At 61.6% G+C, this 25,863-nt stretch carries 30 protein-coding genes; 17 read left to right on the plus strand and 13 right to left on the minus strand.

Going from position 1 to position 25,863, the window contains the following annotated elements; translation table 11 throughout:
* Positions 1 to 73 precede the first annotated feature (73 nt).
* Positions 74 to 3,529 (minus strand): chromosome segregation SMC family protein, encoded by a 3,456-nt coding sequence (locus AADA15_RS12090; protein WP_341641809.1) that lies wholly within the window; start codon positions 3,527 to 3,529, stop codon positions 74 to 76.
* Positions 3,530 to 4,022: 493 nt separating this feature from the next.
* Positions 4,023 to 5,276 carry an aminotransferase-like domain-containing protein gene (locus AADA15_RS12095; RefSeq protein WP_341641810.1) on the minus strand — a complete coding sequence of 418 codons (1,254 nt, stop codon included), beginning with the start codon at positions 5,274 to 5,276 and terminating at the stop codon, positions 4,023 to 4,025.
* Between the two features lie 198 nt (positions 5,277 to 5,474).
* On the opposite strand from AADA15_RS12095, the gene AADA15_RS12100 reads away from it, so the two are divergent.
* Positions 5,475 to 6,245 (plus strand): FadR/GntR family transcriptional regulator, encoded by a 771-nt coding sequence (locus AADA15_RS12100; protein ID WP_341641811.1) that lies wholly within the window; start codon positions 5,475 to 5,477, stop codon positions 6,243 to 6,245.
* Between the two features lie 20 nt (positions 6,246 to 6,265).
* Here AADA15_RS12100 and AADA15_RS12105 read toward each other — a convergent pair whose 3' ends face one another.
* From AADA15_RS12105 to AADA15_RS12130, 6 genes are all read right to left on the minus strand, one after another.
* Positions 6,266 to 6,634 (minus strand): CZB domain-containing protein, encoded by a 369-nt coding sequence (locus AADA15_RS12105; protein WP_341641812.1) that lies wholly within the window; start codon positions 6,632 to 6,634, stop codon positions 6,266 to 6,268.
* Positions 6,635 to 7,139: 505 nt separating this feature from the next.
* Positions 7,140 to 7,697, minus strand: coding sequence for a F0F1 ATP synthase subunit B (locus tag AADA15_RS12110; protein WP_341641813.1), 558 nt, complete (start codon positions 7,695 to 7,697; stop codon positions 7,140 to 7,142).
* 4 nt (positions 7,698 to 7,701) lie between these two features.
* On the minus strand, positions 7,702 to 8,250 hold the full coding sequence (locus tag AADA15_RS12115; protein WP_341641814.1) for a F0F1 ATP synthase subunit B': 549 nt from the start codon (positions 8,248 to 8,250) through the stop codon (positions 7,702 to 7,704).
* An 85-nt stretch (positions 8,251 to 8,335) separates the two neighbouring features.
* Positions 8,336 to 8,572, minus strand: a complete 237-nt coding sequence (locus AADA15_RS12120) for a F0F1 ATP synthase subunit C (RefSeq protein WP_008205040.1) — start codon at positions 8,570 to 8,572, stop codon at positions 8,336 to 8,338.
* A gap of 84 nt (positions 8,573 to 8,656) precedes the next feature.
* Positions 8,657 to 9,457, minus strand: coding sequence for a F0F1 ATP synthase subunit A (locus AADA15_RS12125; protein WP_341641815.1), 801 nt, complete (start codon positions 9,455 to 9,457; stop codon positions 8,657 to 8,659).
* Positions 9,458 to 9,496: 39 nt separating this feature from the next.
* Entirely contained in the window at positions 9,497 to 9,832 is a 336-nt protein-coding gene (locus AADA15_RS12130; RefSeq protein WP_341641816.1) for an AtpZ/AtpI family protein, read from the minus strand.
* A gap of 279 nt (positions 9,833 to 10,111) precedes the next feature.
* Here AADA15_RS12130 and AADA15_RS12135 point away from each other — a divergent pair, with 279 nt between their 5' ends.
* Both AADA15_RS12135 and AADA15_RS12140 read left to right on the plus strand, forming a co-directional pair.
* Entirely contained in the window at positions 10,112 to 10,897 is a 786-nt protein-coding gene (locus AADA15_RS12135) for a sulfite exporter TauE/SafE family protein (RefSeq protein ID WP_341641817.1), read from the plus strand.
* Positions 10,898 to 10,949: 52 nt separating this feature from the next.
* Positions 10,950 to 11,294 (plus strand): ArsR/SmtB family transcription factor, encoded by a 345-nt coding sequence (locus AADA15_RS12140; RefSeq protein ID WP_341641818.1) that lies wholly within the window; start codon positions 10,950 to 10,952, stop codon positions 11,292 to 11,294.
* Between the two features lie 6 nt (positions 11,295 to 11,300).
* On the opposite strand, the gene AADA15_RS12145 is transcribed toward AADA15_RS12140, so the two are convergent.
* Together AADA15_RS12145 and AADA15_RS12150 are read right to left on the minus strand one after the other, a co-directional pair.
* The gene (locus tag AADA15_RS12145) at positions 11,301 to 12,212 is read right to left on the minus strand and encodes a DMT family transporter (protein WP_341641819.1); all 912 of its coding nucleotides are present in this window, start codon (positions 12,210 to 12,212) and stop codon (positions 11,301 to 11,303) included.
* Positions 12,200 to 13,078, minus strand: a complete 879-nt coding sequence (locus tag AADA15_RS12150; protein ID WP_341641820.1) for a LysR family transcriptional regulator — start codon at positions 13,076 to 13,078, stop codon at positions 12,200 to 12,202. The genes AADA15_RS12145 and AADA15_RS12150 overlap by 13 nt, the downstream gene beginning before the upstream one ends.
* A gap of 142 nt (positions 13,079 to 13,220) precedes the next feature.
* On the opposite strand from AADA15_RS12150, the gene AADA15_RS12155 reads away from it, so the two are divergent.
* Positions 13,221 to 13,802, plus strand: a complete 582-nt coding sequence (locus tag AADA15_RS12155) for an FMN-dependent NADH-azoreductase (RefSeq protein ID WP_341641821.1) — start codon at positions 13,221 to 13,223, stop codon at positions 13,800 to 13,802.
* Between the two features lie 94 nt (positions 13,803 to 13,896).
* Here AADA15_RS12155 and rpiB read toward each other — a convergent pair whose 3' ends face one another.
* Together rpiB and AADA15_RS12165 are read right to left on the minus strand one after the other, a co-directional pair.
* On the minus strand, positions 13,897 to 14,346 hold the full coding sequence (gene rpiB / locus AADA15_RS12160) for a ribose 5-phosphate isomerase B (protein WP_341641822.1): 450 nt from the start codon (positions 14,344 to 14,346) through the stop codon (positions 13,897 to 13,899).
* Positions 14,347 to 14,395: 49 nt separating this feature from the next.
* On the minus strand, positions 14,396 to 14,923 hold the full coding sequence (locus tag AADA15_RS12165) for a prolyl-tRNA synthetase associated domain-containing protein (protein ID WP_341641823.1): 528 nt from the start codon (positions 14,921 to 14,923) through the stop codon (positions 14,396 to 14,398).
* Positions 14,924 to 15,228: 305 nt separating this feature from the next.
* Between AADA15_RS12165 and ffh the strand changes: the two genes are divergently transcribed.
* The 6 genes from ffh (at position 15,229) to bluB (ending at position 19,348) form a co-directional block, all read left to right on the plus strand.
* The gene (gene ffh / locus AADA15_RS12170; RefSeq protein WP_341641824.1) at positions 15,229 to 16,767 is read left to right on the plus strand and encodes a signal recognition particle protein; all 1,539 of its coding nucleotides are present in this window, start codon (positions 15,229 to 15,231) and stop codon (positions 16,765 to 16,767) included.
* A gap of 6 nt (positions 16,768 to 16,773) precedes the next feature.
* Complete coding sequence (locus AADA15_RS12175) at positions 16,774 to 17,319, plus strand: GNAT family N-acetyltransferase (protein WP_341641825.1); 546 nt, start codon at positions 16,774 to 16,776, stop codon at positions 17,317 to 17,319.
* Positions 17,319 to 17,924 (plus strand): GNAT family N-acetyltransferase, encoded by a 606-nt coding sequence (locus tag AADA15_RS12180; RefSeq protein ID WP_341641826.1) that lies wholly within the window; start codon positions 17,319 to 17,321, stop codon positions 17,922 to 17,924. Before AADA15_RS12175 ends, AADA15_RS12180 begins: the two co-directional genes overlap by 1 nt.
* Positions 17,881 to 18,225, plus strand: a complete 345-nt coding sequence (locus tag AADA15_RS12185; RefSeq protein WP_341641827.1) for a chorismate mutase — start codon at positions 17,881 to 17,883, stop codon at positions 18,223 to 18,225. The genes AADA15_RS12180 and AADA15_RS12185 overlap by 44 nt, the downstream gene beginning before the upstream one ends.
* 84 nt (positions 18,226 to 18,309) lie before the next feature.
* Positions 18,310 to 18,687, plus strand: a complete 378-nt coding sequence (gene rpsP / locus AADA15_RS12190; RefSeq protein WP_341641828.1) for a 30S ribosomal protein S16 — start codon at positions 18,310 to 18,312, stop codon at positions 18,685 to 18,687.
* A 4-nt stretch (positions 18,688 to 18,691) separates the two neighbouring features.
* Positions 18,692 to 19,348, plus strand: a complete 657-nt coding sequence (bluB, locus tag AADA15_RS12195) for a 5,6-dimethylbenzimidazole synthase (protein ID WP_341641829.1) — start codon at positions 18,692 to 18,694, stop codon at positions 19,346 to 19,348.
* Here bluB and AADA15_RS12200 read toward each other — a convergent pair.
* Positions 19,345 to 19,788: a hypothetical protein gene (locus tag AADA15_RS12200; protein WP_341641830.1), complete on the minus strand. Its 444-nt coding sequence runs from the start codon at positions 19,786 to 19,788 to the stop codon at positions 19,345 to 19,347. The two genes, bluB and AADA15_RS12200, sit on opposite strands and share 4 nt — an antisense overlap.
* Before the next feature lie 193 nt (positions 19,789 to 19,981).
* Between AADA15_RS12200 and rimM the strand changes: the two genes are divergently transcribed.
* The 7 genes from rimM to AADA15_RS12235 all read left to right on the plus strand — a co-directional run bounded on the left by rimM (position 19,982) and on the right by AADA15_RS12235 (position 25,860).
* The gene (gene rimM / locus AADA15_RS12205; RefSeq protein ID WP_341641831.1) at positions 19,982 to 20,485 is read left to right on the plus strand and encodes a ribosome maturation factor RimM; all 504 of its coding nucleotides are present in this window, start codon (positions 19,982 to 19,984) and stop codon (positions 20,483 to 20,485) included.
* Between the two features lie 97 nt (positions 20,486 to 20,582).
* Positions 20,583 to 21,401: a tRNA (guanosine(37)-N1)-methyltransferase TrmD gene (gene trmD / locus AADA15_RS12210; protein WP_341641832.1), complete on the plus strand. Its 819-nt coding sequence runs from the start codon at positions 20,583 to 20,585 to the stop codon at positions 21,399 to 21,401.
* A gap of 117 nt (positions 21,402 to 21,518) precedes the next feature.
* Positions 21,519 to 21,854, plus strand: a complete 336-nt coding sequence (locus tag AADA15_RS12215; protein WP_341641833.1) for a YegP family protein — start codon at positions 21,519 to 21,521, stop codon at positions 21,852 to 21,854.
* 411 nt (positions 21,855 to 22,265) lie between these two features.
* A complete protein-coding gene (gene rplS, locus AADA15_RS12220) occupies positions 22,266 to 22,637 on the plus strand; it encodes a 50S ribosomal protein L19 (RefSeq protein WP_274847625.1) in 372 nt (123 codons plus the stop codon).
* 11 nt (positions 22,638 to 22,648) lie between these two features.
* Positions 22,649 to 22,870: a 50S ribosomal protein L31 gene (gene rpmE / locus AADA15_RS12225; RefSeq protein WP_065271573.1), complete on the plus strand. Its 222-nt coding sequence runs from the start codon at positions 22,649 to 22,651 to the stop codon at positions 22,868 to 22,870.
* 174 nt (positions 22,871 to 23,044) lie between these two features.
* Entirely contained in the window at positions 23,045 to 24,760 is a 1,716-nt protein-coding gene (locus AADA15_RS12230) for a tetratricopeptide repeat-containing sulfotransferase family protein (RefSeq protein ID WP_341641834.1), read from the plus strand.
* 290 nt (positions 24,761 to 25,050) lie between these two features.
* Positions 25,051 to 25,860, plus strand: a complete 810-nt coding sequence (locus AADA15_RS12235) for a division plane positioning ATPase MipZ (protein ID WP_341641835.1) — start codon at positions 25,051 to 25,053, stop codon at positions 25,858 to 25,860.
* The last annotated feature ends 3 nt before the right edge of the window (positions 25,861 to 25,863 follow it).

The following is a 25,863-nucleotide window of genomic DNA, read 5'->3' on the forward strand; positions in this document are numbered from 1 at the left end:
GAATTTCCCAAAAGACGTTACGGGGAGTTTCCGGTGCTCTGGCTCAATCCAGAACCGGCAAAGCCGCAGACCGCTATGCGACCAGGGCTTCGGCCTTTTTCAGATCGACCGAAACCAACTGGCTGACGCCCTTTTCCTGCATGGTAACCCCAAAGAGCCGATCCATGCGCGCCATGGTCACGGCATGGTGGGTGATAATCAAAAAGCGCGTGTCGGTCTGACGGCACATCTCGTCCAGAAGATCGCAGAAGCGCGTCACGTTGGCATCATCCAGCGGCGCATCCACCTCGTCGAGCACACAGATCGGTGCCGGGTTCGACAGGAAGACCGCAAAGATCAGCGCCATGGCGGTCAGCGTCTGCTCCCCACCTGACAGCAAGGACAGGGTCGAGAGTTTCTTGCCCGGCGGCTGGCACATGATCTCAAGCCCCGCATCCAGCGGATCGTCGCTTTCGACCATTACAAGGTTCGCCTCACCGCCGCCGAAGAGATGCGTGAACAACATGGCGAAACTGGCGTTGACCTGTTCGAATGCGGTCAGCAGGCGTTCACGCCCTTCGCGGTTGAGGCTGGCAATACCGCTGCGCAGGGTCTTTACCGCCTCTTCCAGATCCTGCTTTTCCGAAACCAGCTCATCATGTTCGGTCTGGATCTCGCGGGCGTCCTCTTCGGCGCGCAGGTTCACCGCGCCAAGCGCGTCACGCTGCCGTTTGTGACGAGAGACTTCCGCTTCCAGCGCCTCGGCCGAGGGCATCTGATCCGGGTCTGTATTGAGCTGTTCGAGCAGGGCCTGCGGCGCGCAATTCTGCTCCTCGGCGATCCTCTCGGCGGCATGGGTGACGGTTTCGCGCGCCGCGTCGAACCGTGCTTCCGAGCGGGCACGGGCCTCGCGCGCCTCGGAGGCCAGCCGCTCGCAATCCCGCTCGGCCTGCACCGCCTCGCGCAGTACGCCTTCGGCAGCGACCAGCGCGTCCGTGGCAGCGGCCTTGCGCGCCTCGGCCTCCTCGATCGCCTCGTTCAGCTCTTCGCGTTTCTCGGCGATCTCTGTCGGCACCGCATGGGCGTCTTCCAGTTCTTCCTGTGAGGCCTCACGCCGTTCGGCCAGTTCCTCGATCCGACGCTCGGCAGTCTCAAGACGGTGGCGCCAGCCGGACAGTTCCTTGGTGACCTGCTGGGCGCGTTTGGTGCGCGCCTCGCCCTCGCGGCGCAGTTCGTCATGGGAGGAGCGGTGGGTCAGCATGGTGATACGGGCGGCTTCGACCTGCTGTTTGATGTCCTCGACAAGGCTGCGGGCCTCGTCGAGATCGCCAAGTTCAGACAAAGCCTTTTCCGCTTCGCTCAACTGCAGGCGCGCGGCCATGGCGTCTTCATCGTGGCGGGCCAAAGCGATGCCAAGGGTTTCCAGCTTGCCCTCGGCCATATTACGATCCGCCTCGGCCCGGCTGAGCGCGCGGGCCGCGTCCGCGACACGCTGATCGGCGGCGCGGCGGGCCTGACGGGCCAGTTGATCCGCCTGAGAGACTTCTTCCAGCTTGCGCAAAAGCGCCTCATGGGCGGCGCGGGCGCCATCGGCGCGGGCACCGACCCGCTCCAGATCCTGTTTCAGCGCCTCCAGACGGTTGAGCTGCTCCAGCCGCAAAGCGGCGGCACTGGGCGCATCCTCGGCCCAGGCGCGATATCCGTCCCAACGCCAAAGATCCCCTTCGAGCGTGACCAGCCGTTGTCCCGGTTTCAGCATTGGCTGCAGATCGCGGGCAGCATCGCCTTCGACAAGGCCGATCTGGCCGATCCGCCGCGCCAGAGCGTCTGGACCCGAGACGAATTTCGCCAAGGGCTCCACCCCATCAGGGAGCGGCGCATCACGATCATATCCAGCCAGCGTCACCCAGCCTGTCGGGCCGTCCACATCCGCCAAAGGCGCACGCAGATCGTCGGCAAGGGCCGCGCCAAGCGCCTTTTCATAACCAGGTGTCACGCTGAGTTCATCCAGAACCTGACCGCCCTCGGCCGTGTCCCGCTCCACCAGTTTGGCAAGCGCGGTGACCTCGGCGCGCAGGGTGCCCAGCTCTCCTTCGGCCTCGGAGCGCTGCGAGCGCGCCTCGGTCTCACGCTCTTGGGTATCGGCGCGCAGCTCATCGGCGGCGGCCAGAGCCTCTTCGGCGGCCTCGGCGGCTTCGCGGGCGTCTTCCTCGGCAGCAACAGCAGCCTCAAACCGCTCCTGCGCCTGCTCCAGCGCCTCTTGCGCCATGTCCTGCGCGGCGCGGGATTTATCACCCTCGTCGCTCGCGCGGGTCAGCGCCCGCTGGCAATCCTCGACCAGGCGTCGGGCCGACTGGTGACGGGCGGCAAGGCGGGCCACATCCTCGGTCACCTGCGACAGGTGCTCTTCGCGTGCCTCAAGGATCTGCCCCGCATCGCGCGCCAGCTCGGCCGCTTCGGACAGGCGGTCGTCGTGCCCTTCGCTGGCCTTGGCCAGTTCGCGCTGCTCCCATTCAAGACGTTCGATGGTCTCTCCGGCGTCGCGATTCAGTCCGCCTTCGCGTTCGATGTCATTGCCAAGCTGCTGGATACGAGAGGTCAGCCGCTCGATCGCCTGCCGTGCCTGCGCCTCCTGGTCGCTCAGCGCATCGCGCTGCACCACAAGCCTTTGCAGGATCGCGGCCGCGATGGCCTCTTCTTCGCGCAGGGGCGGCAGGGCCTCTTCGTCCTTGGCACGCTTTTCGCCCGCCGCACGGCTCAGCGCTTCGGCCTTGGCAGCCTGGGTGATCCGGACGCGCAGCTCTTCCTCCGCGGCCTGACGCGCGTCATCCGCTTCCCGCCAGCGGCGATAAAGCAACATGCCCTCGGCCAGGCGCAGCTTTTCTCCGATGTCGCGGTAGCGTTGCGCCTGTTTGGCCTGCCGCGCCAGTTGCGACAGCTGCGCTGCAAGCTGTTCGATCACATCGTCGACGCGCAGAAGATTCTGTTCGGTGTTCTTGAGCTTCAGCTCTGCCTCATGACGACGCTGATAAAGGCCGGAAATACCCGCCGCCTCTTCAAGAATACGGCGGCGGGCCTTGGGCTTGGCGTTGATCAGTTCGGAAATCTGCCCCTGCCGCACCAGCGCGGGCGAATGCGCACCGGTCGAGGCATCGGCAAACAGCATCTGCACATCGCGCGCCCGCACATCCTTGCCGTTGGATTTGTAGGCGCTGCCCACATCGCGGGTGATCCGGCGCACGATCTCAAGCTGGTCGCTGTCATTGAACCCAGAGGGCGCCAGACGGTCACTGTTGTCGATCTGCAGGCTGACTTCAGCGAAATTGCGCGCCGACCGCGAGGACGTGCCGGCAAAGATCACGTCCTCCATGCCGCCGCCGCGCATGGCGCGGGCGCGCGTCTCTCCCATCACCCAGCGCAGCGCTTCCAAAAGGTTCGACTTGCCGCAGCCATTCGGCCCGACAACGCCGGTAAGCCCATCCGCGATGATCAGATCGGTCGGATCGACAAAGCTTTTGAAGCCGTTGAGCCTGAGTTTGGAAAAGCGCAAAGCTGCCCCTTTGTGATTCTCGTGTCCAAAACCTCAGCAGGTTCGGAGGCCCCGAGTCAACGCTGCTGCCCCCAAATCGGGCCAGAAGGCGGACACGAGCCACCATATCTTGTGGATAACCCCGCAATCATGGCCAATGGGGGCCAACTGGAGCGTTATGGGCAATTCAAGCGCCCCAAGAGAACCGCCTGATCCCCCATGACCCATTTCACGTCACAGCCACTTGCGAGCGCCATGGCGCGCCGAGCTCTGTGCCGCAAAGGGCCAAGGCGGGGTGCATACTGCGGGTTCACGCGGACGGCCTCCACCAGCGTTCCCCTTTGCCGCAGGTCAAAGGTGCTGCCCTCCACCGTCACCCGCACCGGGTCAATCCCCTGAAAGTGAGAGCTGGGCGCCGCGCAGCCCATGAGCATAAGACACACAGCAATCGTCACAGGGCGCATGGTCGACTCACCTCATCTTCCCGGTCGATAAGGCCGGGACAACGGCAGCATCATACCATCTGTGTCGCCTGCTGCCGAGTCGCCGCCGAGGCTGGCAGACCATCCGAGACCAACCGCCCCAGACGCGCGACACCCTCTTCGATATCTGCCGCGCCCAAAACGGAAAAGCTGAGGCGCAGCGTGTTCTTGCCGCTGCCATCGGTAAAGAAGGCCTGCCCTGGAACGAAGGCCACCTTCACCGTCTCAAGCGAGCGCGCCAAAAGCTCTGTGCTGTCGACACCTGCCGGTAGGGTGACCCAGACAAACATGCCTCCCTCGGGTCGGGTCCACTGGACACCGGGCGGCATATGCCTCTGGAGCGCGCCCAGCATGGCATCACGGCGCGCCTTGTAGGCACTGCGCACCGTCTCAACATGGCTGTCAAAGATCTGCCGCGCCACGGTATTCACGGCCATCTGGTTCACCGTCGCCGAATGGAGGTCGGCCGCCTGTTTGATCAGCACCATTTGTGCGATGACCGGTTTGGCAGCCACCACCCACCCGACGCGCAGACCCGGCGAGAGCGTCTTGGAAAATGAGCCGCAATAGACGGTACGGCAGTCTTCGATGGATCCTCTACGGGCCAGTTCCATCGCCAGGATCGGCGCGACGGGGGCCCCATCATAGCGCAGGTCCTGATAGGCGCCGTCTTCGATCACGGCGCAGTCCAGATCCTCGGCCAGGTCCAGAAGGCGCGCACGCGCCTCATCGCTCACGGTCTGCCCCGTGGGATTGGCAAAGTCCGAGGACAGGTAGGCGAATTTGATCGCGCTTTCTTCCATCGCTGCCCCATCCTGATAACTTTGGGCGGTGCGGTTGCCCTCGAGGCTGAGCTGGTCGTATCTCGGCTCATAAGCGTTGAAGGCTGCGAGGGCGCCCAGATAGGTCGGGGCCGTCACAAGGGCCGTATCGCCAGGCGACAGGAACAGTTTTCCAAGGTAGTCGAGGGCCTGCTGCGAGCCGGAGGTGATGAGGATGTTCTCTGCCGTGCAGATGATCCCGAGCCGCGCCATGCGATCAACGATCCACTCCTTCAGCGGCAGGTATCCCTCGCTGACGGAATACTGCAGGGATTGCGCCTGCTGGCCGCCCGAAAGCGCCTGCTCAAAGGCCGTGGCGAAGGCGCTTGCCGGGAAAAGCGCCGGATCCGGGATGCCGCCTGCAAAAGACAGAATGCCCGGCTGGTCCAGCAGTTTGAGCAGTTCGCGGATTTCCGAGGCCTTCATGCGCAGGACGCGATTGGCAAAGATCTCTTTCAACGACATGGCGGTCTCCCAGATGCGAGTCAGTGATCAGGGTACGATCCCGCACCATTAAGTCAACAAAACTGACCTATTATTACAGAAGAGTGATCAGGTCTTTGCGGATATTGCCGGGCGCTTGCGGGGTTGCACGGACCGTGGTCATATGATTTGACCAATTGCGGACCCCATAGCACCACTGACGCAAGGCCAGAAACCGAGATGCCGTTTCAAAAAGTTCAGCCCGAAAAACTCTCAACCTCGGTTGTGCGGCAGATCGAGCAGCTGATCCTGCGGGGCATTCTGTCCCCCGGAGAACGCCTTCCGGCAGAACGGGAGCTTGCCGAGCGCCTTGGCGTGTCGCGTCCCTCCCTGCGCGAAGCGATTGCGGAACTGCAGGACCGGGGTCTTCTGACCTCCAAGGCGGGGTCCGGGGTCTTTGTGGGGGATGTGCTCGGCTCGGCCTTTTCCCCTGCGTTGGTGCAGCTCTTTTCGAGCCACGATGAGGCGGTCTTTGATTACCTGTCATTCAGGCGCGACATGGAAGGGCTGGCGGCAGAACGGGCGGCTCGGCTTGGGTCAGATGATGATCTCAAGGTGATCCAGACCATTTTCGACAAGATGGAAGCCGCAGGAAACCCAGCGGAATCCGAAGAGGCGGCCCAGCTTGATGCGCAGTTTCATTCGGCCATCATGGATGCCAGCCACAACGTCATCATGCTGCACATGATGCGCTCGATGATCGATCTGCTGCGAGAAGGCGTGTTCTACAACCGCAAGGTCATGTTTCAGCAGTACACGTCATACGAGGCGATCCTCGAGCAGCACCGCGCCATCAATACCGCGCTTCAGGCCCGCGACCCGGCTGCGGCCCGCGAGGCGGTGGAGCGGCATCTGGACTATGTGAAACAGGCACTTATGGACCATCAGCGGGCCGAGCGAAATGCCGACGTGGCCCGCCAGCGGCTGGAGCATGAAAAGAGCAAATCCTGAGCAGCGCCGCCCGCGACCGTCTATTGCAGGCTGTTGCGCCACTCGATCATCGCCTTGCCCAAAGCCGCCGATATCTTCTGAAAATCGGCCCCGTTCAGGAGTACCGAGGCCGCATCCCTCCTATCATTCTCCAAACACTTGGCCACATGTCCCGCCGCCTCGTGAAACCGGGCATGAGCAGCGACGACGGCAGTATATTCGGGGGACGTGCGGATTTCCGGATCGTCTTGCAGGTCACGCAGCCACTTTCCAAAGCGACAGCGGTCATCCCGCGCGATATCCTCGGCGCTATCACGGAGCCTACCGAACGAAACAGCCTCCTGCAGCCGGTGTTTCCAGCAGCCATGTGCGCCCATCGCTTCTTTGATCTGCCTCTCCAGCCCCTCCATACTCACACCCGTACTTGCAAAAATTCACATCAGCAAAAGTCTAATCGGACAGGGTGAAAACCGAGTTACGACAGAACTGGGCAATCTGTCTTTGTTCAGGGGTGCGCGAAATCGGGCAGGAATGGGCAGTCGGGCATTGCCGTACCGCGCTTTCCGTCCCGGCCACCGGTCAGTTTCCCGATGCAATAGGTTGCAATCACACGTCCTGCTTCGGACGCTCCGGCGGACCTCTGGATCCTGAGTCGCTGAAATGCTGATCCCATCGGACCATTGATAGCACAGGCTTCGCTTTGTCCTTTTTGGGTCATACAGGGCCTCCTTGATGATTACTCCCCTACAAGCATAGGTCAATCTGGCTGACCATGCAGTTGCCCAAAAGCCCTGATGCACCGAACATTTGGAGAGCGTGCCTATCCAAAAGCATAAGAAGTGTGGCCATCCCCGAAGCTACGAAAAAACCCGGCCGCTTGGGCCGGGTTCTTGTGAACGGTCACGTTACTGCTGTTTAGTGCAGTTTGGACTCAACATCCGCGATAGCCGCGTCGATCAGCTTGTTCGCTTCGGTGGCGGTCATCTGCTTTGCAATCACCTGATCGGCGGCTGCGACAGCAATCGAGATCGCCTGATCACGAACTTCCTTCACGGCGGAGGCTTCGGCAGAAGCAATCTGCTCTTCGGCTGCGGCCAGACGGCGCGCAATCGACTTCTCCAGATCGACCTTGGCTTCGGCAGCAGCCTTTTCAGCGTCTTCGCGGGCGGCTGCCACGATGCGGTCCGCCTGAGCCTGAACTTCCTGCTGCTTGCGCTCGTAGGATGCCAGGATGGTCTGAGCCTCTTCGCGCAGGGCACGGGCTTCGTCCAGCTCTTTCTGGATGCCCTCGGCGCGGGCGTCCAGCTGACCGCCGATCAGGGTCGGAACCTTGGCGAACAGCAGGATGCCGATGAACAGGATGAAAGCCAGCGCAACAACCAGATTGGTGTTGGACAGGTCCATGCCACCACCGGCAGCGAAAGCAGGTGACGAGACACCAAGGGTCAGGGCAATTGCCAGAACTGTGCGCATGTCCTTATCCTTTCATCCGTTCGTCGACCGCAGCCGCTACGGCCTTGGCGTCGACCTTGCCGCCCAGAGCTGTGACCAGCGCCTCTGCGGTATCGTTGGCCACGACTTTTACGCTTTCCAGAGCACCGGCCTTGATTTCGGCAATAGCCTTTTCGGACTCGGCGGCCTTGGCGGAGATCTGCGCGTCCGCTTTGGCGATTGCGTCGTTCAGATCGCCCTGAATTTCAGCGCGGGCCTCGGCAGCGATGCGCTGCGCCTCGGCGCGAGCGTCGGCCAGGGCCTTGTTATATGCGTTTTCGGCCTCGACCGCCTTGGCTTTCAGATCTTCAGCCGCGGCGAGGTCATTGGTGATCGTTCCCTGGCGTTCGGCCAGTACCGCCGCAATGCGGGGCAGGGCTACGCGCGACAGGATGAGGTAGATCACGACCAGAGCAACGGCGAGCCAGAAGATCTGGTTTCCGAAGGTCGAGAAATCCAGTTGCGGCATGCCCGGTGCAGAGCCGTGCGCGGCATCCGCTGCGCCGTGTGCTGCCTCTTGCGTGTTTGATGCCATGTCGTTCTCCTTGGGAACTTGCCGTTACACCGGGCAGCGCGAGGATCCGCGCCGCCCGGCCGTAAGGATTGAGGTTCCTGAGGTCTTAGACAGCGAACATCAGCAGCAGAGCGACCAGGAACGAGAAGATGCCCAGGGCTTCTGCAAACGCGATGCCGATGAAGAGGGTAGCTGTCTGGCCGGCGGCTGCCGACGGGTTGCGCAGAGCGCCTGCCAGGAAGTTGCCGGCAACGTGGCCCACACCGATTGCGGCTGCGCCGGAACCGATTGCTGCCAGGCCTGCGCCGATGAACTGACCGAGTTGTGCGATATCGCCTTCCATGATTTCTCTCCTTACGATGGAATTGGTGATTTGAGGTCGCGGGAGGGCCACCTGGCCCGCCCCGGATGAGGGGTCTATCCTGCCTTAGTGGCTCGGGTGCAGTGCGTCCTTGAGGTACACGCAGGTCAGGATGGTGAACACATAGGCCTGGATGAAGGCCACGAGAACTTCTAGCGCGTAGACTGCGGTGATGGCAAAGATCGGCAGGAAGCTGAATGCGCCCAGAGCGGCGGCAAAACCTGCGAACACCTTCAGAACCGCGTGGCCAGCCATGACGTTACCAGCAAGACGAATGCTGTGGCTGACGGGGCGCACGAAGTAGGAAATAAGCTCGATGATGGCCAGGATGGGGCGCAGCGCCAGCGGCGCGCTCGACACCCAGAACAGACCGAGGAAACCGGCGCCGTTCTTGACGAAGCCGACGATGGTCACGGTGAAGAAGACCAGCGCGGCCAGAACGGCGGTCACGGCAATGTGCGAGGTGGTGGTGAAGGAACCGGGGATCAGGCCCAGGAAGTTCGCCATCACGATGAACATGAACAGGGTCATGATATAGGGGAAGAACTTCACACCGTCCTTGCCAGCAACGTCTTCAACCATCTTGTAGATGAAGCCATAGGCGAGTTCCGCAACCGACTGTGCGCGGCTCGGCACGATGGCGCGGCGGGAAGAGCCGAGAACCAGCAGGGCAAAGACCGCGACGATGGCCAGGCCCATCCACAGGGTCACGTTGGTCGGCGTGTACCAAGCGATGTGATCCCCGAACAGCGGAGAAACCTTGAACTGATCCATCGGGTGGATCGCCAGCTCGGCATGCTCGGGCGCGAGAAACACCCCCGAGACGAGGACCAGCGCCAGTGCCACATAAAAGAAAATCTTGCCCATCTGTCCGTGTCTCCTGTCGCCGAAAGCTGCCCCTTTGGGTCAGTCCCGGTCTTGCGCATTTTTGTCGGCCTCTTCGGCCAGTTTCTCGTCCTGGATCTCCTGCGCCGTGCGAAGCATCGTCTTCACCCCGGCGGCAAGCCCCAGCAATATGAACAGCACCATGAAGATGGGCAGGGTTCCAAACAGCTGGTCCAGCCCGTATCCGATGCCAAAGCCGATCCCGAGACCGGCCACCAATTCGATCACCATCCGCCAGGCCTGATTGGCCAGAGAGTAGTGTTCATCCACGCGCGGCTTGGGCTCTTGCGCCTTACGCGCCGCCGCCAGCTTGGCCTCCAGCTGCGCCATGCGCTGCTTTTGGTCATCCTCTGTCACGGGCGCCATCCTCACGTGAATTCTGTTGAGGGTGCTAAGGGGTGCGGGGTAAAGAGTCAATTGTTCAGATGGCACTGCGACACATGGATTAAGGCGCTGTAAATGATGGATATTTTTCGCTCTTCCCATTTTCGAAATCCACCGAAAGCTTGGCACTCGGTCAAAAACGCGCCGGATTCCGTATTCAACTTTTCGGTTAAGTATTGAACCCAGCCCAGATGCCACGCTGCGCAACCATGCCTTCCTCCCCATAAGGACGCCTCTCAACGGGCTTGCCATATGGATGCCCAGCGCAGAGGGTGCAGGCAATCAGTCGGGAGAACCTCCATCGAACTTCACAGTCTTGCGGTCCTGGCCATTGGCGCGCTGGCCGCTGGCTTCATCAATGGCTTTGCCGGGTTTGGCACCGCGCTTGTCGCCTCGGGATTTTGGTTTCTCGTGTTGCCGCCCCAGATCGTGCCGCCTCTCATCATCGTCTCGGCGCTGGTCGGGCAGATCGTGGGGCTGCTGGGCCTGTCATCTGCGCTGAACTGGCGCAAGGGCCGCTACCTCTTGTCCGGCGGATTGGTCGGCGTGCCCTTTGGCGCAGGCCTTTTGGCCCTTATGGATCCGGGCCTTGTCAAATCCATGGTCGGAGGTTTTCTGATCGCCTACGCCTTTCTGCAGTTTGCAGGCTGGCCCAAACCGCGCCCTGCCCCCAGCGGCGAAGGCATGGGGGATCGTTTGATTGGCCTTGCCGGTGGTGTGATGGGAGGCTTTGCCGGACTGTCGGGCGTTGCGCCTCTGGTCTGGCTGCAGCTCAGGGGTTTTTCCGCCAGCGCGCAAAGGGAACGTTATCAGCCGTTCAACCTGCTGGTCCTGGCCTTTGCGGCAGGTGCCATGCTGCTGATCGGGAAGCTGGACAAAGAGCTGCTGATCTTTGCAGCGGTCTCGGTTCCCTTCACCCTGATCGGAGCATTCGTCGGTGTCCGGGCCTTCAAGGGCGTCAGCGATAAGGGTTTTCGCAAGGCAGTATTGCTGCTGCTCCTGATCTCTGGTGCGGCCATCGTTGTGCAAAGCCTGTGACCGCGTCATCCGCGCTTCCCTTTGCCCCGCCTGCGCAATACTGTGCGGGTCGATGTCTAGCGATCTTGATACCGTCTTTGCTGCGCTTGCCGATCCCACGCGGCGTGCAATTCTGACCATGCTCCTGGAGGATGACATGGCGGTCACTGACGTGGCCGAACCTTTCGAGATGTCGCTGGCGGCGATTTCCAAGCACCTGACCATCCTGACCCGCGCCGGGCTGATTGCGCAGGAGAAGCGGGGCCGCGTGAAATGGTGCAAACTGCAACCGGACGCGCTGCGCGGCGCCTCGGTCTGGATGCAGGGGTTTGGCCAGTTCGAACCGGTGAACCTGGATGCCTTTGAACGCTTCCTCGCCTCCGAACTGGGCGGCGAAGAAGCAGAGGTGCAGGAATAGGCGCCTTCAGGTCGGCGCGCGGGCCGGTTTTGCATCATCCTCCAACAGCAACACCAGCGCGATGACCGTCAGTGCGATCCCAACCAGCAGCAGCCCAGAAGGCACCGGGCGCCCCAGCGCCACCTCCCAAACAATCACCCAGCTGGGTGTCAGGTAGGTATAGGCCATCACCTTGGCCGAGGGCAGGTGCAGGGTCGCATACTGGAGCAACACAAAGGTGGTCGCGCTGGCGAAGATCGCCAGATAGAACAGTCCGATCCAGACGATCCCGGGAAGATTCAACCAATCCGTCGCGCGGATGTCATTCCAGCCGAAAACCGCAAGAATCACACCTCCGGCAATCAGCATCCCGAAGGTGAATACCACCGCAGGCTCTCCGCGGTTCAGCCTGCGTACCATTGGCGTGTAGATGGCATGCGAAATGCAGCCAAGGAAATAGATCATCTCCCCCTGCCCGATCTCGAAGGCCACAAAGGCGGACCAGTCGGCGCGAAAGATCACCCAAAGCGCGCCCGTGGCTCCGATCGCCAGCGCCAGGGCCATGCGCGGAGTGGTCACCTGCCGCAAGAGGATCCAACCAAAGACCCCGCTCATCACCGGGGTCAGGGTGAAAACAGCCGAGGCGCTGACCGGATCGGCGGTCTGCAGCCCATAGAACATCAGCACGAAATAGGCCGCAAACAGCCCGCCCAGCACCAGAAACCGCCAGGGTGCCCGAAAATGGCTGGCACGAAACTTCCGCGTAGCCAGCGCAACGGCGCCGATGATCACCGCAGCCAAGGCAAACCGCGCCGTGTTGAGCGCAGCGGGCGCGATTTCATTGGCCACCATCACGCCCAGCGAGAAAGAGCCCGCCACCAGCGCCGAGAACAAGAGCATGGCCAGATGCCCCCTGAGGGCAGGTGTCAGGCCACCCATTCCTTGGACCTTTCCTTCAGGAACTTCAGGAAGCTCTGCACCTTGTTGGTGCGGTGGAGATCCACATGGGTCACCAGCCACAGGCTGCCCTCCCATTCCTTCAAAGGCTCCATCATCTGCACCAGGTTATCGTGGCGCGCAGCCTCCCAGAGGGACAGGAAACCGATCCCCGCCCCGGCCAGCACCGCCTCCTGCATGGCGATCCCGTCGGTGCAGCGGAACATGATCGTCTCTGGCGTGGTATGCTCGCGCAGCCAGCGATAGAACGGCGCACGGCTGTTTTCATTATCGTTGCCAACAAAGCGATGATTGGCCAGATCTTCCACGCCCTTCAGCATTCCGTGTTTTTCCACGTAATCCCTGGTGGCAAACATGCCGATCCGCTGACTTAGAAAGGGCTGCACCACGTTGTCGGGCTGATCCGGTGCATTGCCGGCCCTCAGCGCCACATGCGCCTCGCCGTATTCAAGGCGGAACAGGCGCTCTCCGGTGAGGTAGCGAATGATCAGACCGGGGTGCATCTGCTGGAACTCGGTCAGCACGGGCACCAAAAGGTGAGACATCGACGACAGCGAGGTGACAACCAGCTCACCGGTGACCTCATCCCCCTGCCCTTTCAGACGTCCGGCAAGCTGGCTGAACTGGTCATCCGTGGTCTGAGCCACGCGCAGGAGATCCTGCCCCGCCTCGGTCGGGGTATAGCCGCGGGCATGACGCTGGAACAGCTTGACGCCAAGCCGTGCCTCGATCGCGTCGATGTGGCGGATCACCGTGGCGTGGTGAACGCCAAGAACCTCGGCCGCGCCGCTGACAGTTCCCATGCGGGCCACCTGATACGCGGTGCGCACCTCATCCCAGTTTTCCATTCATGCCTCCGTTGTCCCGTCACCTACTGCAGCAACCCTGTGCATAATTGCGCATGCCCTGTGAAATTTCGACAATTGCGTTCGGATTTGCAATAACGCATTTCAATCCTCAAAGCTTCACCGCAGAACAGGACAAAAGACAATGACCAAGACCGTATTGCACATCGACTCTTCCGCCCGCCGCGAGGGGTCCGTCTCCCGTGACCTCACCGCTCAGATCGTCGCGCGCCTCGGCGCTGACGAGGTGATCCGCCGTGACCTGGCAACGCCGCTGCCGCTGCTGGACGAGGCCTGGATCGGGGCCAACTTCACCCCTGCCGATCAGCGCAGCGACGAGCAGAAACAGCTGCTGGCGCAGTCCGACGCGCTGGTGGAAGAACTGAAAGCGGCCGACACCCTGGTGATCGGTGCGCCGATCTACAACTTCTCGGTGCCGGCCGGTCTGAAAGCCTGGATCGACCTGGTTGCCCGCGTTGGCCTGACCTTTGCCTATAGCGAGGAAGGCCCGGCCGGTCTGCTGAAAGGCAAACGCGCCATCATCGCCGTTGCCTCGGGCGGCACCGAAGCCGGTTCTGCCATCGACTTTGCCACCGGCTACCTGCGCCACATGCTGGGCTTCATGGGCATCACCGAGGTCGAGATCGTCGCCGCCGACACCCTTGCCATCGACGAAGGCGCAGCCCTCGCCAAGGCAAAATCCCAGATCGAGGCCCTGGCGGCCTGATCTGCCCCCCACTCCAAGACACCTCACTCACAGACGAAAAGAGCCCCCAGACCGGGGGCTCTTTGCTTTGCAGGAAGGATTGGATTTCGGCCAATCAGGCTTCGATCTCCTTGATCATGTCGACACGGGTGCCGTGACGGCCGCCTTCGAACTCGGCATCAAGGAAAGCGTCCACGATATCAAGAGCCAGCCCCTCACCCACTACGCGCGCGCCGATCGACAGGATATTGGCATCGTTGTGCTGGCGGATCATCCGCGCCGAAAACGTGTCAGAGCAGACACCGCAGCGGATGCCCTTGACCTTGTTCGCGGCCATCATGATGCCCTGCCCCGTGCCGCACAGGATGATGCCCAGCACGCAATCGCCCGAGGCGACCTTTTGCGCCGCGGCTTCGCCGTGCTTGGGGTAATGGGTGCTTTCGGGGGTGGTGGGGCCGATATCGACCACCTCCCAGCCTTTTTCGGCGATATGTTTCGCGATGGCCTGCCGCATGTCGATGGCGGCATGATCGCTGGACAGCACGATACGTTTGGTGTCGGTCATGAGGATGTCATTCCTTTGTAGATGGTGCGGCGCGCGAAAGGCTCCGCTCTCAGATCCAGTTCACATCGACCCCAATCCGGTCGAAAAAGCTCAGCACATCGGCGCGGGCCATCACCACGGTGCGGTCATTCACAAGGGGGTGCATGCAGATCACATCCGCGTCCTGCGCTGCCCGGTCAAAATGGAAGATCACGCCTTTTTCGACGCCGGTGATCATCGCCAGCGGGCTGACGGCGCCGGGAAAGATCCCCAGATGTTCCATCAGCCGATCCGCCGAACCAAAGCTGAGACCCGGCGCGCCGATCTCGCGGCCCAGCGCCTTGAGGTCCATCTCGCGGTCCTGCTCGACCGAGACCAGGAGATTGCGCTTCTTGCGGTCCCGCAGATAGAGGTTCTTGATCCGAAGCGTAGCCACGCCCGGCTCGATGATCTGATCCTCGACCGTCTTGGCGTCCTCGACGGTGCGCAGGGGGATGTGTTCATGAAGCTTATAGGGCAGCCCCCAACCATCGAGGCGCGCCAACAAAGCATCCGACGAGATGGGCATGGTCGAAGTATCCACGGCGCTTGTCGTCATGTGGCTGTCGGTCCGCAATTGGCAATGTGTTGTCGTCACTCTTTGCCGCAAAAACGCCGGGGGTACAATGCGGCCCCTCACCGCCCCCGCCCCCCTCTTGCCCCCTGCAGAGTTGACTCCCCAACCGATCCGGCGTAGGGACTGCTCAACTTCCCGGAAGATTCCCAAGTCTTCCGGTCCCCGCACCATGCCGGGGATCGCCCTCCACCAGCGTGTTACGCCCGTGGGGGCATTTGTGCATGGGCGTCATGGTCCCTACATACGGGGGCAGGAAACCGAAACCGGCTCAAAGGAGGCCGCAAGGCATGTTTGAAAATCTATCCGAACGCCTTTCCGGTGTATTTGACCGGCTGACCAAACAGGGCGCCCTGTCCGAAGAAGACGTCAAGACCGCCCTGCGCGAGGTGCGCGTCGCCCTGCTTGAGGCCGACGTGTCGCTGCCTGTGGCGCGTGACTTTGTGAAAAAGGTGCAGGACCAGGCCACCGGCCAGGCCGTGACCAAATCGGTGACGCCGGGCCAGCAGGTCGTCAAGATCGTGCATGATGCCCTGGTCGACACCCTGCGCGGTGAAGGCGATCCGGGGGAACTCAAGATCGACAACCCGCCCGCGCCGATCCTGATGGTCGGCCTTCAGGGCTCGGGTAAGACCACCACCACCGGTAAGCTGGCCAAACGCCTGAAAGAAAAAGAAGGCAAAAAGGTCCTTATGGCCTCGCTCGACGTCTATCGCCCCGCGGCGATGGATCAGCTGGCCGTTCTGGGCACCCAGATCGGTGTTGACACCCTGCCCATCGTCAAGGGTCAGAAACCCGTCGACATCGCCAAACGCGCCAAGCAGCAAGCGGCCTTGGGTGGTTATGACGTCTACATGCTCGACACCGCCGGCCGGTTGCAGATCGACGAAGTCCTCATGCAGGAAGTCGAAGACGTGCGCGATGTGGTCTCGCCGCGCGAAACCCTGCTGGTGGTCGACGGTCTGACCGGTCAGGTCGCGGTCGAGGTCGCCGAGGAGTTCGACGCCAAGATCGGCATCTCGGGCGTGGTCCTGACGCGGATGGACGGCGACGGGCGCGGTGGTGCGGCGCTGTCGATGCGTGCCGTGACCGGCAAGCCGATCCGCTTTGTCGGCCTCGGCGAGAAGATGGACGCCATCGAGACCTTCGAGCCGGACCGGATCGCGGGCCGCATCCTGGGCATGGGCGACATCGTGGCCCTGGTCGAGAAGGCCCAGGAAACCATCGAGGCCGAACAGGCCGAGAAGATGATGAAGCGCATGATGAAGGGTCAGTTCAACATGAACGACCTGAAAATGCAGCTTGAACAGATGCTCCAGATGGGCGGCATGCAGGGCATGATGCAGATGATGCCCGGCATGGCCAAGATGGCGAAACAGGTCGAAGATTCCGGTATGGACGACAAGGTGCTGAAGCGCCAGATCGCCATGATCCAGTCCATGACCAAGAAGGAACGTGCCAACCCCGCATTGCTGCAGGCCTCGCGCAAGAAACGCATCGCGGCGGGCTCTGGCATGGAGGTTTCTGACCTCAACAAGCTTCTGAAGATGCACCGCCAGATGGCGGATGTGATGAAGAAGATGGGCAAGATGGGCAAAGGCAAGATGCTGAAACAGGCCATGAAGGGCATGTTCGGCAAGGGCGGCGGCATGCCCGATATGGCGGGCGGTCTGCCCGGCGGCATGGACCCCAGCCAACTTGACCCCAAGGCAATGGAGGCCGCAGCCAAGGCGCTTGGCGGCAAGGGCGGTCTGCCCGGCGGCTTGCCGGGTCTTGGCGGCATAGGCGGCCTTCCCGGTGGCCTGTCAGGGTTTGGCAAGAAGAAGTAACGCCCAATGACCGTGACCGTCCCCACCATCGAGACCGAACGCCTGATCCTGCGCGCACCTGCCCTGTCGGATTTCGACACCATGTGCGCCTTCTACGCGTCCGATCGCGCGACCTACGTGGGCGGGCAGATGAAGCCGGAGCAGGTCTGGCGGCACCTGGCCTGCGAGATCGGCCATTGGCAGATGCTGGGCTATGGCCGCTGGAGCGTTGACGAGAAATCTTCTGGCAAGCTGGCGGGCAATATCGGCCTCTGGAACCCCCATGGCTGGCCCGAGCCGGAAATCGGCTGGGACCTGTTCGAAGGCTTCGGCGGCAAGGGCTATGCGACCGAGGCGGCAACCGCCGCGCGCTCCTATGCCTATGACGTTCTAGGCTGGGAGACCGCGATCAGCCTGGTGAACCCGGAAAACCACGCCTCCCGCGCGGTGGCAAAACGTCTGGGAGCGCGCCGTGACGGCGATTACACCCACCCGCGCTTTGGCACGCTGGAACTCTGGCGTCACCTGTCTCCGGCTGAAGTGGCTGACGGCGGTATGGAGGCCTACGCGTAATGCCTGCCTCCTCCATACCAACCATCGAAACCAAGCGTCTGATCCTGCGCGGCCCCGAGCCAGAGGATTACCCGAATTTCAAGGCGACCTTTTCGTCCTATCGCGCGCGCTTCATGGGCGGACCGCTGAACACCTATGAGGCCTGGATGCTTTATGCCGCCGAAATGGGGCATTGGCAGATCCGCGGTTTTGGCATGTGGATGATCCACGACAAGATAACCGATGAGACCTACGGCATGGCCGGCGGCTGGAAGCCCGCAGGATGGCCCGAGCGTGAAATCGCCTGGATCATCTGGCCCGACAAGGCCGGCAAGGGCTACGCGCTGGAAGCCACCAGCGCCGCGCGCAACTACTACTATAACGAATTGGGCTGGGACGGGGCGGTCAGTTACATCGATCCCAAAAACCTCGATTCCATCCGCCTGGCCGAACGCTTGGGTGCCAAGAAGGACAATGACGCCGAAACCATCGACGGCAGCGACGCGGTCTATCGTCATCCCTCGCCCGCCGCTCTGAAGGGTAGCCAGCTGGCGCATGGGATCGAGATGGAAATCAGCCACTATGCCGACCCGCTGTTCAAACCGAAAGGATGGGCCATTGACTGATACGACCAATGATCCTGTGGCCCGCGCAGCCGAGATCCTGAAAGGGCACCGCGAAAGCATCGACCGGCTGGACGCGATCCTTGTCTACACCCTTGGCGAACGCTTCAAGCACACCCAGGCGGTGGGCAAGCTGAAAGCCGAACACGACCTTCCCCCGTCCGATCCGGCCCGCGAGGCAAAGCAGATCGCACGGCTCGAAGACCTGGCGCAACAGGCCGATCTGGACCCTGAATTCGCCAAGGCGTTCTTGAACTTCATCATCGATGAGGTCATCCGCCACCACAAGAAACACCAGGAATGATCCTCCCCGATCCCCTGGAGCACATGAGACTGAACGAAATAACCGGGTCCTTCCCGGTCAACGCCATCAAAGGAGACTGAACCCATGGCAATGAAAATCCGTCTGGCCCGCGGCGGCTCGAAAAAGCGTCCCTTCTACCGCATCGTGGCAGCTGACAGCCGCATGCCCCGTGACGGCCGCTTCATCGAAAAGCTCGGCACCTACAACCCGCTGCTGCCCAAAGACAGCGAAGAGCGCGTGAAAATGGACGTGGACGCGATCAAGGCATGGCTCGACAAGGGCGCCCTGCCCACCGACCGCGTTGCACGCATGCTCGAAGCGGCTGGCGTTCTGACCAAGAAAGAGCGCAACAACCCGCAGAAAGCTGTCCCCGGCAAGAAAGCCCAGGAGCGCGCTGAAGAAAAAGCCGCCAAGGCTGCCGAAGCTGCTGAAGAAGCAGAAGCGCCCGCAGACGCGGAATAAGACCATGACGCTGCGGGATACCGTCACCGAGGGAGCATTCCCCGAAGGGTTCCGCAGCGAATTGGACCGGTTGATGCGGCTCAGGCGCGATGTGCGCCGCTTTCGCACTGACCCAGTGGATGAGGCAGTGCTTGCGCGCTGCCTTTCTGCTTTCTCGATGGCCCCTTCGGTGGGCCTGAGCGAGCCCTGGCGCATCTTTCGCATCACAAGCGATACCGCCCGAACCGCCGCCCTCAGAAACTTTGAAGCGGCCAATGCCGAGGCTCTGAATGGCTATTCAGGCCCGCAGGCCGAACGCTATGCGGGGTTGAAACTCTCGGGCATGCGCGAAGCACCGGTGCAACTCGCGGTCTATTGCGATGACACGACCCCCAAGGGCAGCGGGCTGGGCGCGGGCACCATGCCGGAAATGCGCCGCTATTCCGTTGTCGCCGCAATCACGCTGTTCTGGCTTGCCCTGCGGGCCGAAGGTTTGGGCCTCGGCTGGGTTTCGGTCATTGATCCCGAACAGCTGAACCGCGACCTGAACGCCCCTGAAGGCTGGCAGCTGATCGGATATTTCTGCATCGGCCACCCGGAAGTCACCGAGGACGACACGCCGGAACTGGAACAGAAAGGCTGGGAGCGCCGCGCCGAAGCCCTGCAGATCGAGACCCGCTAAGCCTGCTCTGGCAGGACAACCACCCTGGATCCACTCAGCAGCTCATCGATGGACGTGGCCTGCACACCCAGCCACGCAAGGCAGGTGGCCTGATCCGCACTGACCTCCACCTCCAGATTGCCCCTCATGGCCGAGGCCATCTGGTACATCCGAGCCAGGCCAAAACTCAGATCCGTGGGTGCCCAGATCGCGGACCGCAGGATGCGCCCCTGCTCGCCAAGACGGGCAGAGGTCAGGCGGGCCACGTTGCTGAGATCCGCAAAGCCGATGTCCATGTCAGTAACCAGGCTCATGTCATCGAAGGTCGCCCCCAGGTCGGAATAGCCGTCGATACCGTTCAGGCCTTCGGCCACACGCGGCAGGTCGGCAACCGCAAAGCGGCCGCGATACTGGATGTACGCCAGATCAAGATGGGGCAGCAGCGAAACGGCAACCTGCATCGTCAACCTCTTGCTTGGCGGGAGCGGCAGTATCGGGGGTATCCGTCATCGAAGCCAACCAAAAGGCAGTTTCCGGCCGCTGCCGCCTCCCAAAGCCGACAGCCTGAAACTAGATCTTGTCATGGATGACCCAATGTCCCAGATAGTGTGGAATGAATTCGGCCAGCAATCAACAGCCATACAGGATTAAGCCATGAGCGATCTGATCTGCGTCGGCGCAGTGGCCGGTGCCTTTGGGGTGCGCGGAGAGGTGCGCCTGAAAAGCTTTTGCGCCATTCCAGAAGACATCGAGGCCTATGGCCCCCTCAGCACCGAGGATGGCAGCAGGACCTATTCGGTCACGCTCACCTCGGCGATCAAGAACGGCTTTGCCGCGCGGCTGGGTGGCATAGAGACCAAGGAAGAGGCGGACGACCTGAAAGGCCTGCGCCTGTTCGCGCCGCGCGACCGCCTGCCCAGCCTGCCGGATGACGAGTACTATCATGCCGATCTGATCGGGCTTGAAGTCTATGACACAGGTGGAGCGCTACTGGGACGGGTGAAGGCAGTGCAGAACCACGGCGCCGCAGACCTGCTGGAGCTGCACGGCCCCGGCATGAAAACCACGGTTCTTTTGCCCTTTACCCTGGCCGTTGTGCCTACGGTGGACCTTGAACAGGGCCGCATTATCGCAGATCCGCCCGAAGGCCTGTTCTAACCGCTTCCCTTTTTCAAGGACCGCCCGCGCCGGTTTTCAAAAACGGGAGTGGGCGCTATAGCACCTGCACACTCCTTTTACAGATGGCCGATCCGCAATGAGCGACACCCCTTCCAAACCCGCCCCGGCAAAGTCCCATGGGCGCAAGGCGATCCGCCCGACGCTGAAACCCCGAGAGCTGATGACGCCAACGCCGGATCTGGCGGGCGTGTGGAAGGCCAAGATCCTGACGCTGTTTCCCACCGCCTTTCCCGGTGTTCTGGGGGAAAGCCTGACCGGCAAGGCCCTGCAGGAAGGGCTGTGGCAGCTGGAGACGATCGACCTGCGCCAGTTCGGCGTCGGTAAGCATCGCAACGTGGATGACACACCCGCTGGCGGCGGCGCGGGCATGGTGCTGCGACCCGATGTGCTGGGCAACGCGATTGAGCACGCGATGGAAGGGGTCAGCGGCAACTGGCCACTGATCTACCTGTCCCCGCGCGGGCGTCGCATGGACCAGAAGATGATGCAGAACCTGGCCCGCTGCGACGGCATGACCCTTTTGTGTGGCAGGTTCGAGGGCGTGGATGAACGGGTGCTGGAGCATTACGGCATCCAAGAGGTCAGCCTCGGCGATTTCGTCATGACCGGCGGAGAGATCGCCGCCCAGGCGCTGATCGATGCCACCGTGCGACTGATCCCGGGCGTGTTGGGCAACCAGGCCTCGACCGAGGAAGAGAGCTTTTCCTCGGGCCTTTTGGAGCATCCGCAATACACCCGCCCCGCAGAATGGAAGGGCCGCGAGATCCCCGAGATCCTGATGTCCGGCCATCACGGCAAGATCGCCGAATGGCGGCATCAGATGAGCGAGGAAATCACCAGGGCGCGTCGACCCGATCTGTGGGAAACCTACAGCCGCGACAAGGATGAAAGCTGACCTTTGGTCATCGTTCATGATGCCGCGGCCCGGCTTTTCCCCGTGGAAGCCGTTGCCGTGATGGCAAAGCCGTGCTTATCTCTTCCTTGAGTTTTTATGATGACAGGAGGTCATACGGTGGCTGGAAAATTTGAACTTTACGAAGACAAGGCTGGCGAATTCCGCTTTCGCCTGAAGGCAGGCAACGGCGAAAACATCCTGGCCAGCGAAGGCTACAAGCAGAAGGCCAGCGCCGTGAACGGGATCGAGTCTGTGAAGAAGAACGCAAGCGAGGACGCGCGGTATGAGCGCAAGGAAACCTCTGCGGGCAAGTTCATGTTCAACCTCAAGGCCACCAACGGTCAGGTGATCGGCACCTCGCAGAGCTACACCAGCGCCTCGGGCCGCGACAACGGCATCGAGTCGGTGAAGAAGAACGCGCCTGACGCGGCAGTGGATGATCAGACCGCCTGATCGTACGCGCTATCCCAATACGCCTTGCCATCTGCGGCCTACTGTCGGGCCGCAGATATGGGCACAACCAGTTCGAGAACTGGTCTGCGGCTTTTTCATCGATCTGACTGCCGCTCCGCCTGTCTTCTGGAATTCGTCTGCTCAGCAGGATTACCCTTGCTTCACAGGCCATCCCGGCATACACAGCGCCGGTCTGGATTCGCTTTTGCGGCTCCGGGCTTTTTGTCTGTTTGCGCAACGTATCTGGCGGGTCTTCTTCGACCTACCCCCAGAAGCGCGGGCGGCGAAACCAAAGGAACGATCGGTGTGATCTCTGGCGGGCTGCATCTGCGGGACCCGGTGAAGACCAAGAGCTCTCATATCCGCGCACAACTTCGTGGAAAAACCACGAGCAGAATAGGAGAAGATCAGATGGACCTGATCGCACAGCTGGAGGCGGAACAGATCGCCGCCCTGGGGAAAGAGATCCCCGATTTCAAAGCCGGTGACACCATCCGCGTCGGCTACAAAGTGACTGAAGGCTCGCGCAGCCGTGTTCAGAACTACGAAGGCGTCTGCATCAGCCGCAAGAACGGTTCGGGCATCGCCGGTTCCTTCACCGTCCGCAAGATTTCCTTTGGCGAAGGCGTGGAGCGTGTGTTCCCGCTGCATTCGACCAATATCGACAGCATCACCGTCGTGCGCCGTGGCCGCGTGCGTCGTTCCAAGCTGTACTACCTGCGTTCGCGCCGCGGCAAATCCGCCCGTATCGCCGAAGACGCAAACTACAAAACCAAAGCGTAAGGAGTGGTATCATGAAAGCCGACACCCATCCCGATTACCACTTCATCGACGTCAAGATGACCGATGGCACCATCATCAAGATGCGTTCCACCTGGGGCAAGGAAGGCGACCAGCTGTCGCTGGACATCGACCCCTCCGTGCACCCCGCATGGACCGGCGGTTCGACCCGTCTGATGGACGCCGGTGGCCGCGTCTCCAAGTTCAAGAAGAAATACGAAGGTCTGGGTTTCTAAGCCTCCCTTCTTTCGCTTCGCAAAGCCGCTCCTTCGGGGGCGGCTTTTTTTGTTTCAGCGTGGCACCCGGACGAGCCGCCCAACTGCGCCACAAGCAGTATTTGCCTTTTGGTAGGGTATTTTCATCATAATTGGGACGAAATTGCGTAAACTTTTGCTCAGGAACCTTGTACCTTGTCCTCCTCCAGCCGCCGCAGAGCCTCACGTGCCGCCACGAAAAAGCATCGCCGGGGCGGAGCGTCCGCACCTGTCAGCCAGGCGGAGGTGAACGCGGTTGTTGCCTTGTACCAAAGCGGGAAAAACGCCGCCGCGCTGGAGGCAGCGCAGCGTCTTGCCCGCCGCGCACCGGATCTTGTGCCGTTGCTGGACCTGCAGGGGGCCTGCCTGCAGGCGCTGGGCGATCAGCCCAAGGCCCTTGGCTTTTTCAAGCGCAGCCTTGAAGTTGGAGGCGATACCGCCATCGGGCATTTCAATGTCGGCGCTGCGCTTTTTCAGCTTTATCACCTGGAGGAGGCAACCAAGCATCTGAGCCAGGCGGTCACGCTTGATCCGAACAACGCGCGGATGGTGCAGACCCTTGCGATGTCCTTGGACGCACAGGGGCACCATCTGGAGGCTGTTCAGGCTCTCTCCTCCCTGGTTGAACGCGGTCAGGTGACGGATGAGCTGCTCAATACACTTGGCCAATCCTTGCGCAATCTGGATCGCCTCGAGGAGGCCAAAGCCTGCCACGAGGCGGTCTCAAGCACCTCGGCGGCCGGCGCGGAGGCGCAATACCGGCTTGGACTTATTGCATCTGCCGAAGGCAAAAAAGAGGCCGCGCAGCAGCATCTGCAAAAAGCCGTCGAGATGGCGCCCAACCTGACGCCCGCACACCGCGCCCTGTCCAACTTGATCACCTATGATGCCGAGCACCCCCATCTGAAGTCCATGCTGCTCTTGCTGGAGCAGGCAAGCCTCAGCACCGCTGCAGAGATTGAATTGCGTTTTGCCCTGCACAAGGCCCTGCATGACGCAAAGCAATACGAGGCCGCGTTTGAACATCTGGAACATGGCAACAGCCTCAAGAAGCAGATGATCGGATATTCGATCAAGAGCGAGGGAGACCTGTTCGAGCATCTGAAGCAGATATTTGACCGTCCGGCCCCGGCCGCAGCCTCGGATATCCCCTTCCGGCCGATCTTCATCGTCGGACTGCCGCGCTCAGGCTCAACCGTGACGGAGCGCATCCTCTGCGGTGCCCCGGGTGTGGCTGGCGCAGGAGAGCTGCAATATGCAACGACCGCCATGTCCAATCTGCTCAAGCAGATGCAGACCGAAGGGCAGACGGAGTTCACACGGGCCCATGCACAGGCCCTTCGGGACGCCCTGGGACAGGCGATGCAGGGTCATACCGGCGGCGCACCTGTTGTCGTTGACAAGATGCCCTTGAATTTCCGCTGGGTCGGCGGCCTTCTGGCGGCCTTCCCGGAAGCGCGGATCGTCTACACCACACGCCCTGCCCGTGACATGGCCTGGTCGCTGTACAAGGTGTGCCTGCGCGGCAGTGGCAACGGGTTCATCTATGACACGGATGACATCGCGCAATACCAGGCCCTGATACAGGACCTGATGGGGCACTGGATGGACCTGTTTCCGGATCGGATCCATCGTGTCGATTACGATCAACTGACCAAGGAGCCGGAAAAGCACATCCGAGCATTGGTGGATTTCTGCGATCTGGAATGGTCTGACGACTGCCTGCACCCGGAAAACCGCAAGGACGCCATTCAAACCGCATCATCGCAGCAGGCCCGCAAACCGATCTACCATCGATCGACACCGGACTGGCTGCCCTATGAGCACAACCTCGCCCCGACCTTCGACAAACTGGCCCAACTCGGCCTTTAAGCCCGGCGCCAAGCCCTGGGAAGAAACATGAAGGATGGGCCTCTGATCGGTCACGGCGGCTTGTGTCTGCAGGATGACGCCGCCCCAACCGGAGAGGTGTCTTGCAAAAGGCAATCCGACGAACTGATCGCCAAGCTCGCACACCTGTCCGATGCGCGTGATCCCATCCCACCGGGCAGATCCTGAACAGGCTCTATTTCGGGCCGTTCTGCGCTTTTCATTGATTCGGGCTCTGTCTATAGTCCGCCAAAAATCGCGCCCATGGCGCGGGAAGCTAAAGGGATCAGTGAATGGCGCATATCATTGTCGTCGGCAACGAAAAGGGCGGTGCGGGCAAATCCACCGTTTCCATGCATGTGGCAACTGCCCTGGCCCGGATGGGCCACAAGGTGGCCGCGCTGGATCTGGACCTGCGGCAACGTTCGATGGGGCGGTACCTGGAAAACCGCAAGGCCTTCATGCAGCAGGAAGGCCTGGATCTGCCGATCGTCGAGCTACACGAACTGCCCGAGATCAGTCCTGACAGGCTGCAACCGGGTGAAAACATCTATGATCACCGCCTGTCTGCCGCCGTGGCCAGCCTGGAGCCGGACATGGATTTTATCCTGATCGACTGTCCCGGTTCGCACACGCGGCTCAGTCAGGTGGCACATTCTCTGGCCGATACGCTGATCACGCCGCTGAATGACAGTTTCGTGGATTTCGATCTTCTGGCCCATACCGATGAAAAAGGCGAAAAGATCACCGGGCCGTCAGTCTATTCCGAGATGGTGTGGAACGCCCGCCAGCTGCGTGCGCAGGCCGGCCTCAAACCCATCGACTGGATCGTGATCCGCAACCGCGTCGGCACCCAGCGCATGGTCAACAAGGAAAAGATGGAACGCGCCATCAAGATGCTGTCCAAACGCATCGGTTTCCGCATCGCGCCCGGTTTTTCCGAGCGGGTGATCTTCCGCGAATTGTTCCCGCGCGGGCTGACCTTGCTGGATCTCAAGGATGTCGGCGTCAAACAGCTCAACATCTCGAACATTGCCGCCCGGCAGGAGCTGCGCGACATGATGAAAGAGCTGAATCTGCCGGGTGTCGAGGTCAATATCTGAGCC

This window comes from Phycobacter sedimenti, from assembly GCF_038148855.1.
Classification (GTDB): Bacteria; Pseudomonadota; Alphaproteobacteria; order Rhodobacterales; family Rhodobacteraceae; genus Phycobacter; species Phycobacter sedimenti.

Excerpts from the sequence above, each read along its gene's own strand:
- AADA15_RS12095 (WP_341641810.1), bottom strand. The coding sequence starts at position 5,276 with ATGTCGTTGAAAGAGATCTTTGCCAATCGCGTCCTGCGCATGAAGGCC.
- AADA15_RS12100 (WP_341641811.1), top strand. The coding sequence starts at position 5,475 with ATGCCGTTTCAAAAAGTTCAGCCCGAAAAACTCTCAACCTCGGTTGTG.
- AADA15_RS12105 (WP_341641812.1), bottom strand. The coding sequence starts at position 6,634 with ATGGAGGGGCTGGAGAGGCAGATCAAAGAAGCGATGGGCGCACATGGC.
- AADA15_RS12110 (WP_341641813.1), bottom strand. The coding sequence starts at position 7,697 with ATGCGCACAGTTCTGGCAATTGCCCTGACCCTTGGTGTCTCGTCACCT.
- AADA15_RS12115 (WP_341641814.1), bottom strand. The coding sequence starts at position 8,250 with ATGGCATCAAACACGCAAGAGGCAGCACACGGCGCAGCGGATGCCGCG.
- AADA15_RS12120 (WP_008205040.1), bottom strand. The coding sequence starts at position 8,572 with ATGGAAGGCGATATCGCACAACTCGGTCAGTTCATCGGCGCAGGCCTG.
- AADA15_RS12125 (WP_341641815.1), bottom strand. The coding sequence starts at position 9,457 with ATGGGCAAGATTTTCTTTTATGTGGCACTGGCGCTGGTCCTCGTCTCG.
- AADA15_RS12135 (WP_341641817.1), top strand. The coding sequence starts at position 10,112 with ATGGATGCCCAGCGCAGAGGGTGCAGGCAATCAGTCGGGAGAACCTCC.
- AADA15_RS12140 (WP_341641818.1), top strand. The coding sequence starts at position 10,950 with ATGTCTAGCGATCTTGATACCGTCTTTGCTGCGCTTGCCGATCCCACG.
- AADA15_RS12145 (WP_341641819.1), bottom strand. The coding sequence starts at position 12,212 with ATGGGTGGCCTGACACCTGCCCTCAGGGGGCATCTGGCCATGCTCTTG.
- AADA15_RS12150 (WP_341641820.1), bottom strand. The coding sequence starts at position 13,078 with ATGGAAAACTGGGATGAGGTGCGCACCGCGTATCAGGTGGCCCGCATG.
- AADA15_RS12155 (WP_341641821.1), top strand. The coding sequence starts at position 13,221 with ATGACCAAGACCGTATTGCACATCGACTCTTCCGCCCGCCGCGAGGGG.
- rpiB (WP_341641822.1), bottom strand. The coding sequence starts at position 14,346 with ATGACCGACACCAAACGTATCGTGCTGTCCAGCGATCATGCCGCCATC.
- AADA15_RS12165 (WP_341641823.1), bottom strand. The coding sequence starts at position 14,923 with ATGACGACAAGCGCCGTGGATACTTCGACCATGCCCATCTCGTCGGAT.
- ffh (WP_341641824.1), top strand. The coding sequence starts at position 15,229 with ATGTTTGAAAATCTATCCGAACGCCTTTCCGGTGTATTTGACCGGCTG.
- AADA15_RS12175 (WP_341641825.1), top strand. The coding sequence starts at position 16,774 with ATGACCGTGACCGTCCCCACCATCGAGACCGAACGCCTGATCCTGCGC.
- AADA15_RS12180 (WP_341641826.1), top strand. The coding sequence starts at position 17,319 with ATGCCTGCCTCCTCCATACCAACCATCGAAACCAAGCGTCTGATCCTG.
- AADA15_RS12185 (WP_341641827.1), top strand. The coding sequence starts at position 17,881 with ATGCCGACCCGCTGTTCAAACCGAAAGGATGGGCCATTGACTGATACG.
- rpsP (WP_341641828.1), top strand. The coding sequence starts at position 18,310 with ATGGCAATGAAAATCCGTCTGGCCCGCGGCGGCTCGAAAAAGCGTCCC.
- bluB (WP_341641829.1), top strand. The coding sequence starts at position 18,692 with ATGACGCTGCGGGATACCGTCACCGAGGGAGCATTCCCCGAAGGGTTC.
- AADA15_RS12200 (WP_341641830.1), bottom strand. The coding sequence starts at position 19,788 with ATGCAGGTTGCCGTTTCGCTGCTGCCCCATCTTGATCTGGCGTACATC.
- rimM (WP_341641831.1), top strand. The coding sequence starts at position 19,982 with ATGAGCGATCTGATCTGCGTCGGCGCAGTGGCCGGTGCCTTTGGGGTG.
- trmD (WP_341641832.1), top strand. The coding sequence starts at position 20,583 with ATGAGCGACACCCCTTCCAAACCCGCCCCGGCAAAGTCCCATGGGCGC.
- rplS (WP_274847625.1), top strand. The coding sequence starts at position 22,266 with ATGGACCTGATCGCACAGCTGGAGGCGGAACAGATCGCCGCCCTGGGG.
- rpmE (WP_065271573.1), top strand. The coding sequence starts at position 22,649 with ATGAAAGCCGACACCCATCCCGATTACCACTTCATCGACGTCAAGATG.
- AADA15_RS12235 (WP_341641835.1), top strand. The coding sequence starts at position 25,051 with ATGGCGCATATCATTGTCGTCGGCAACGAAAAGGGCGGTGCGGGCAAA.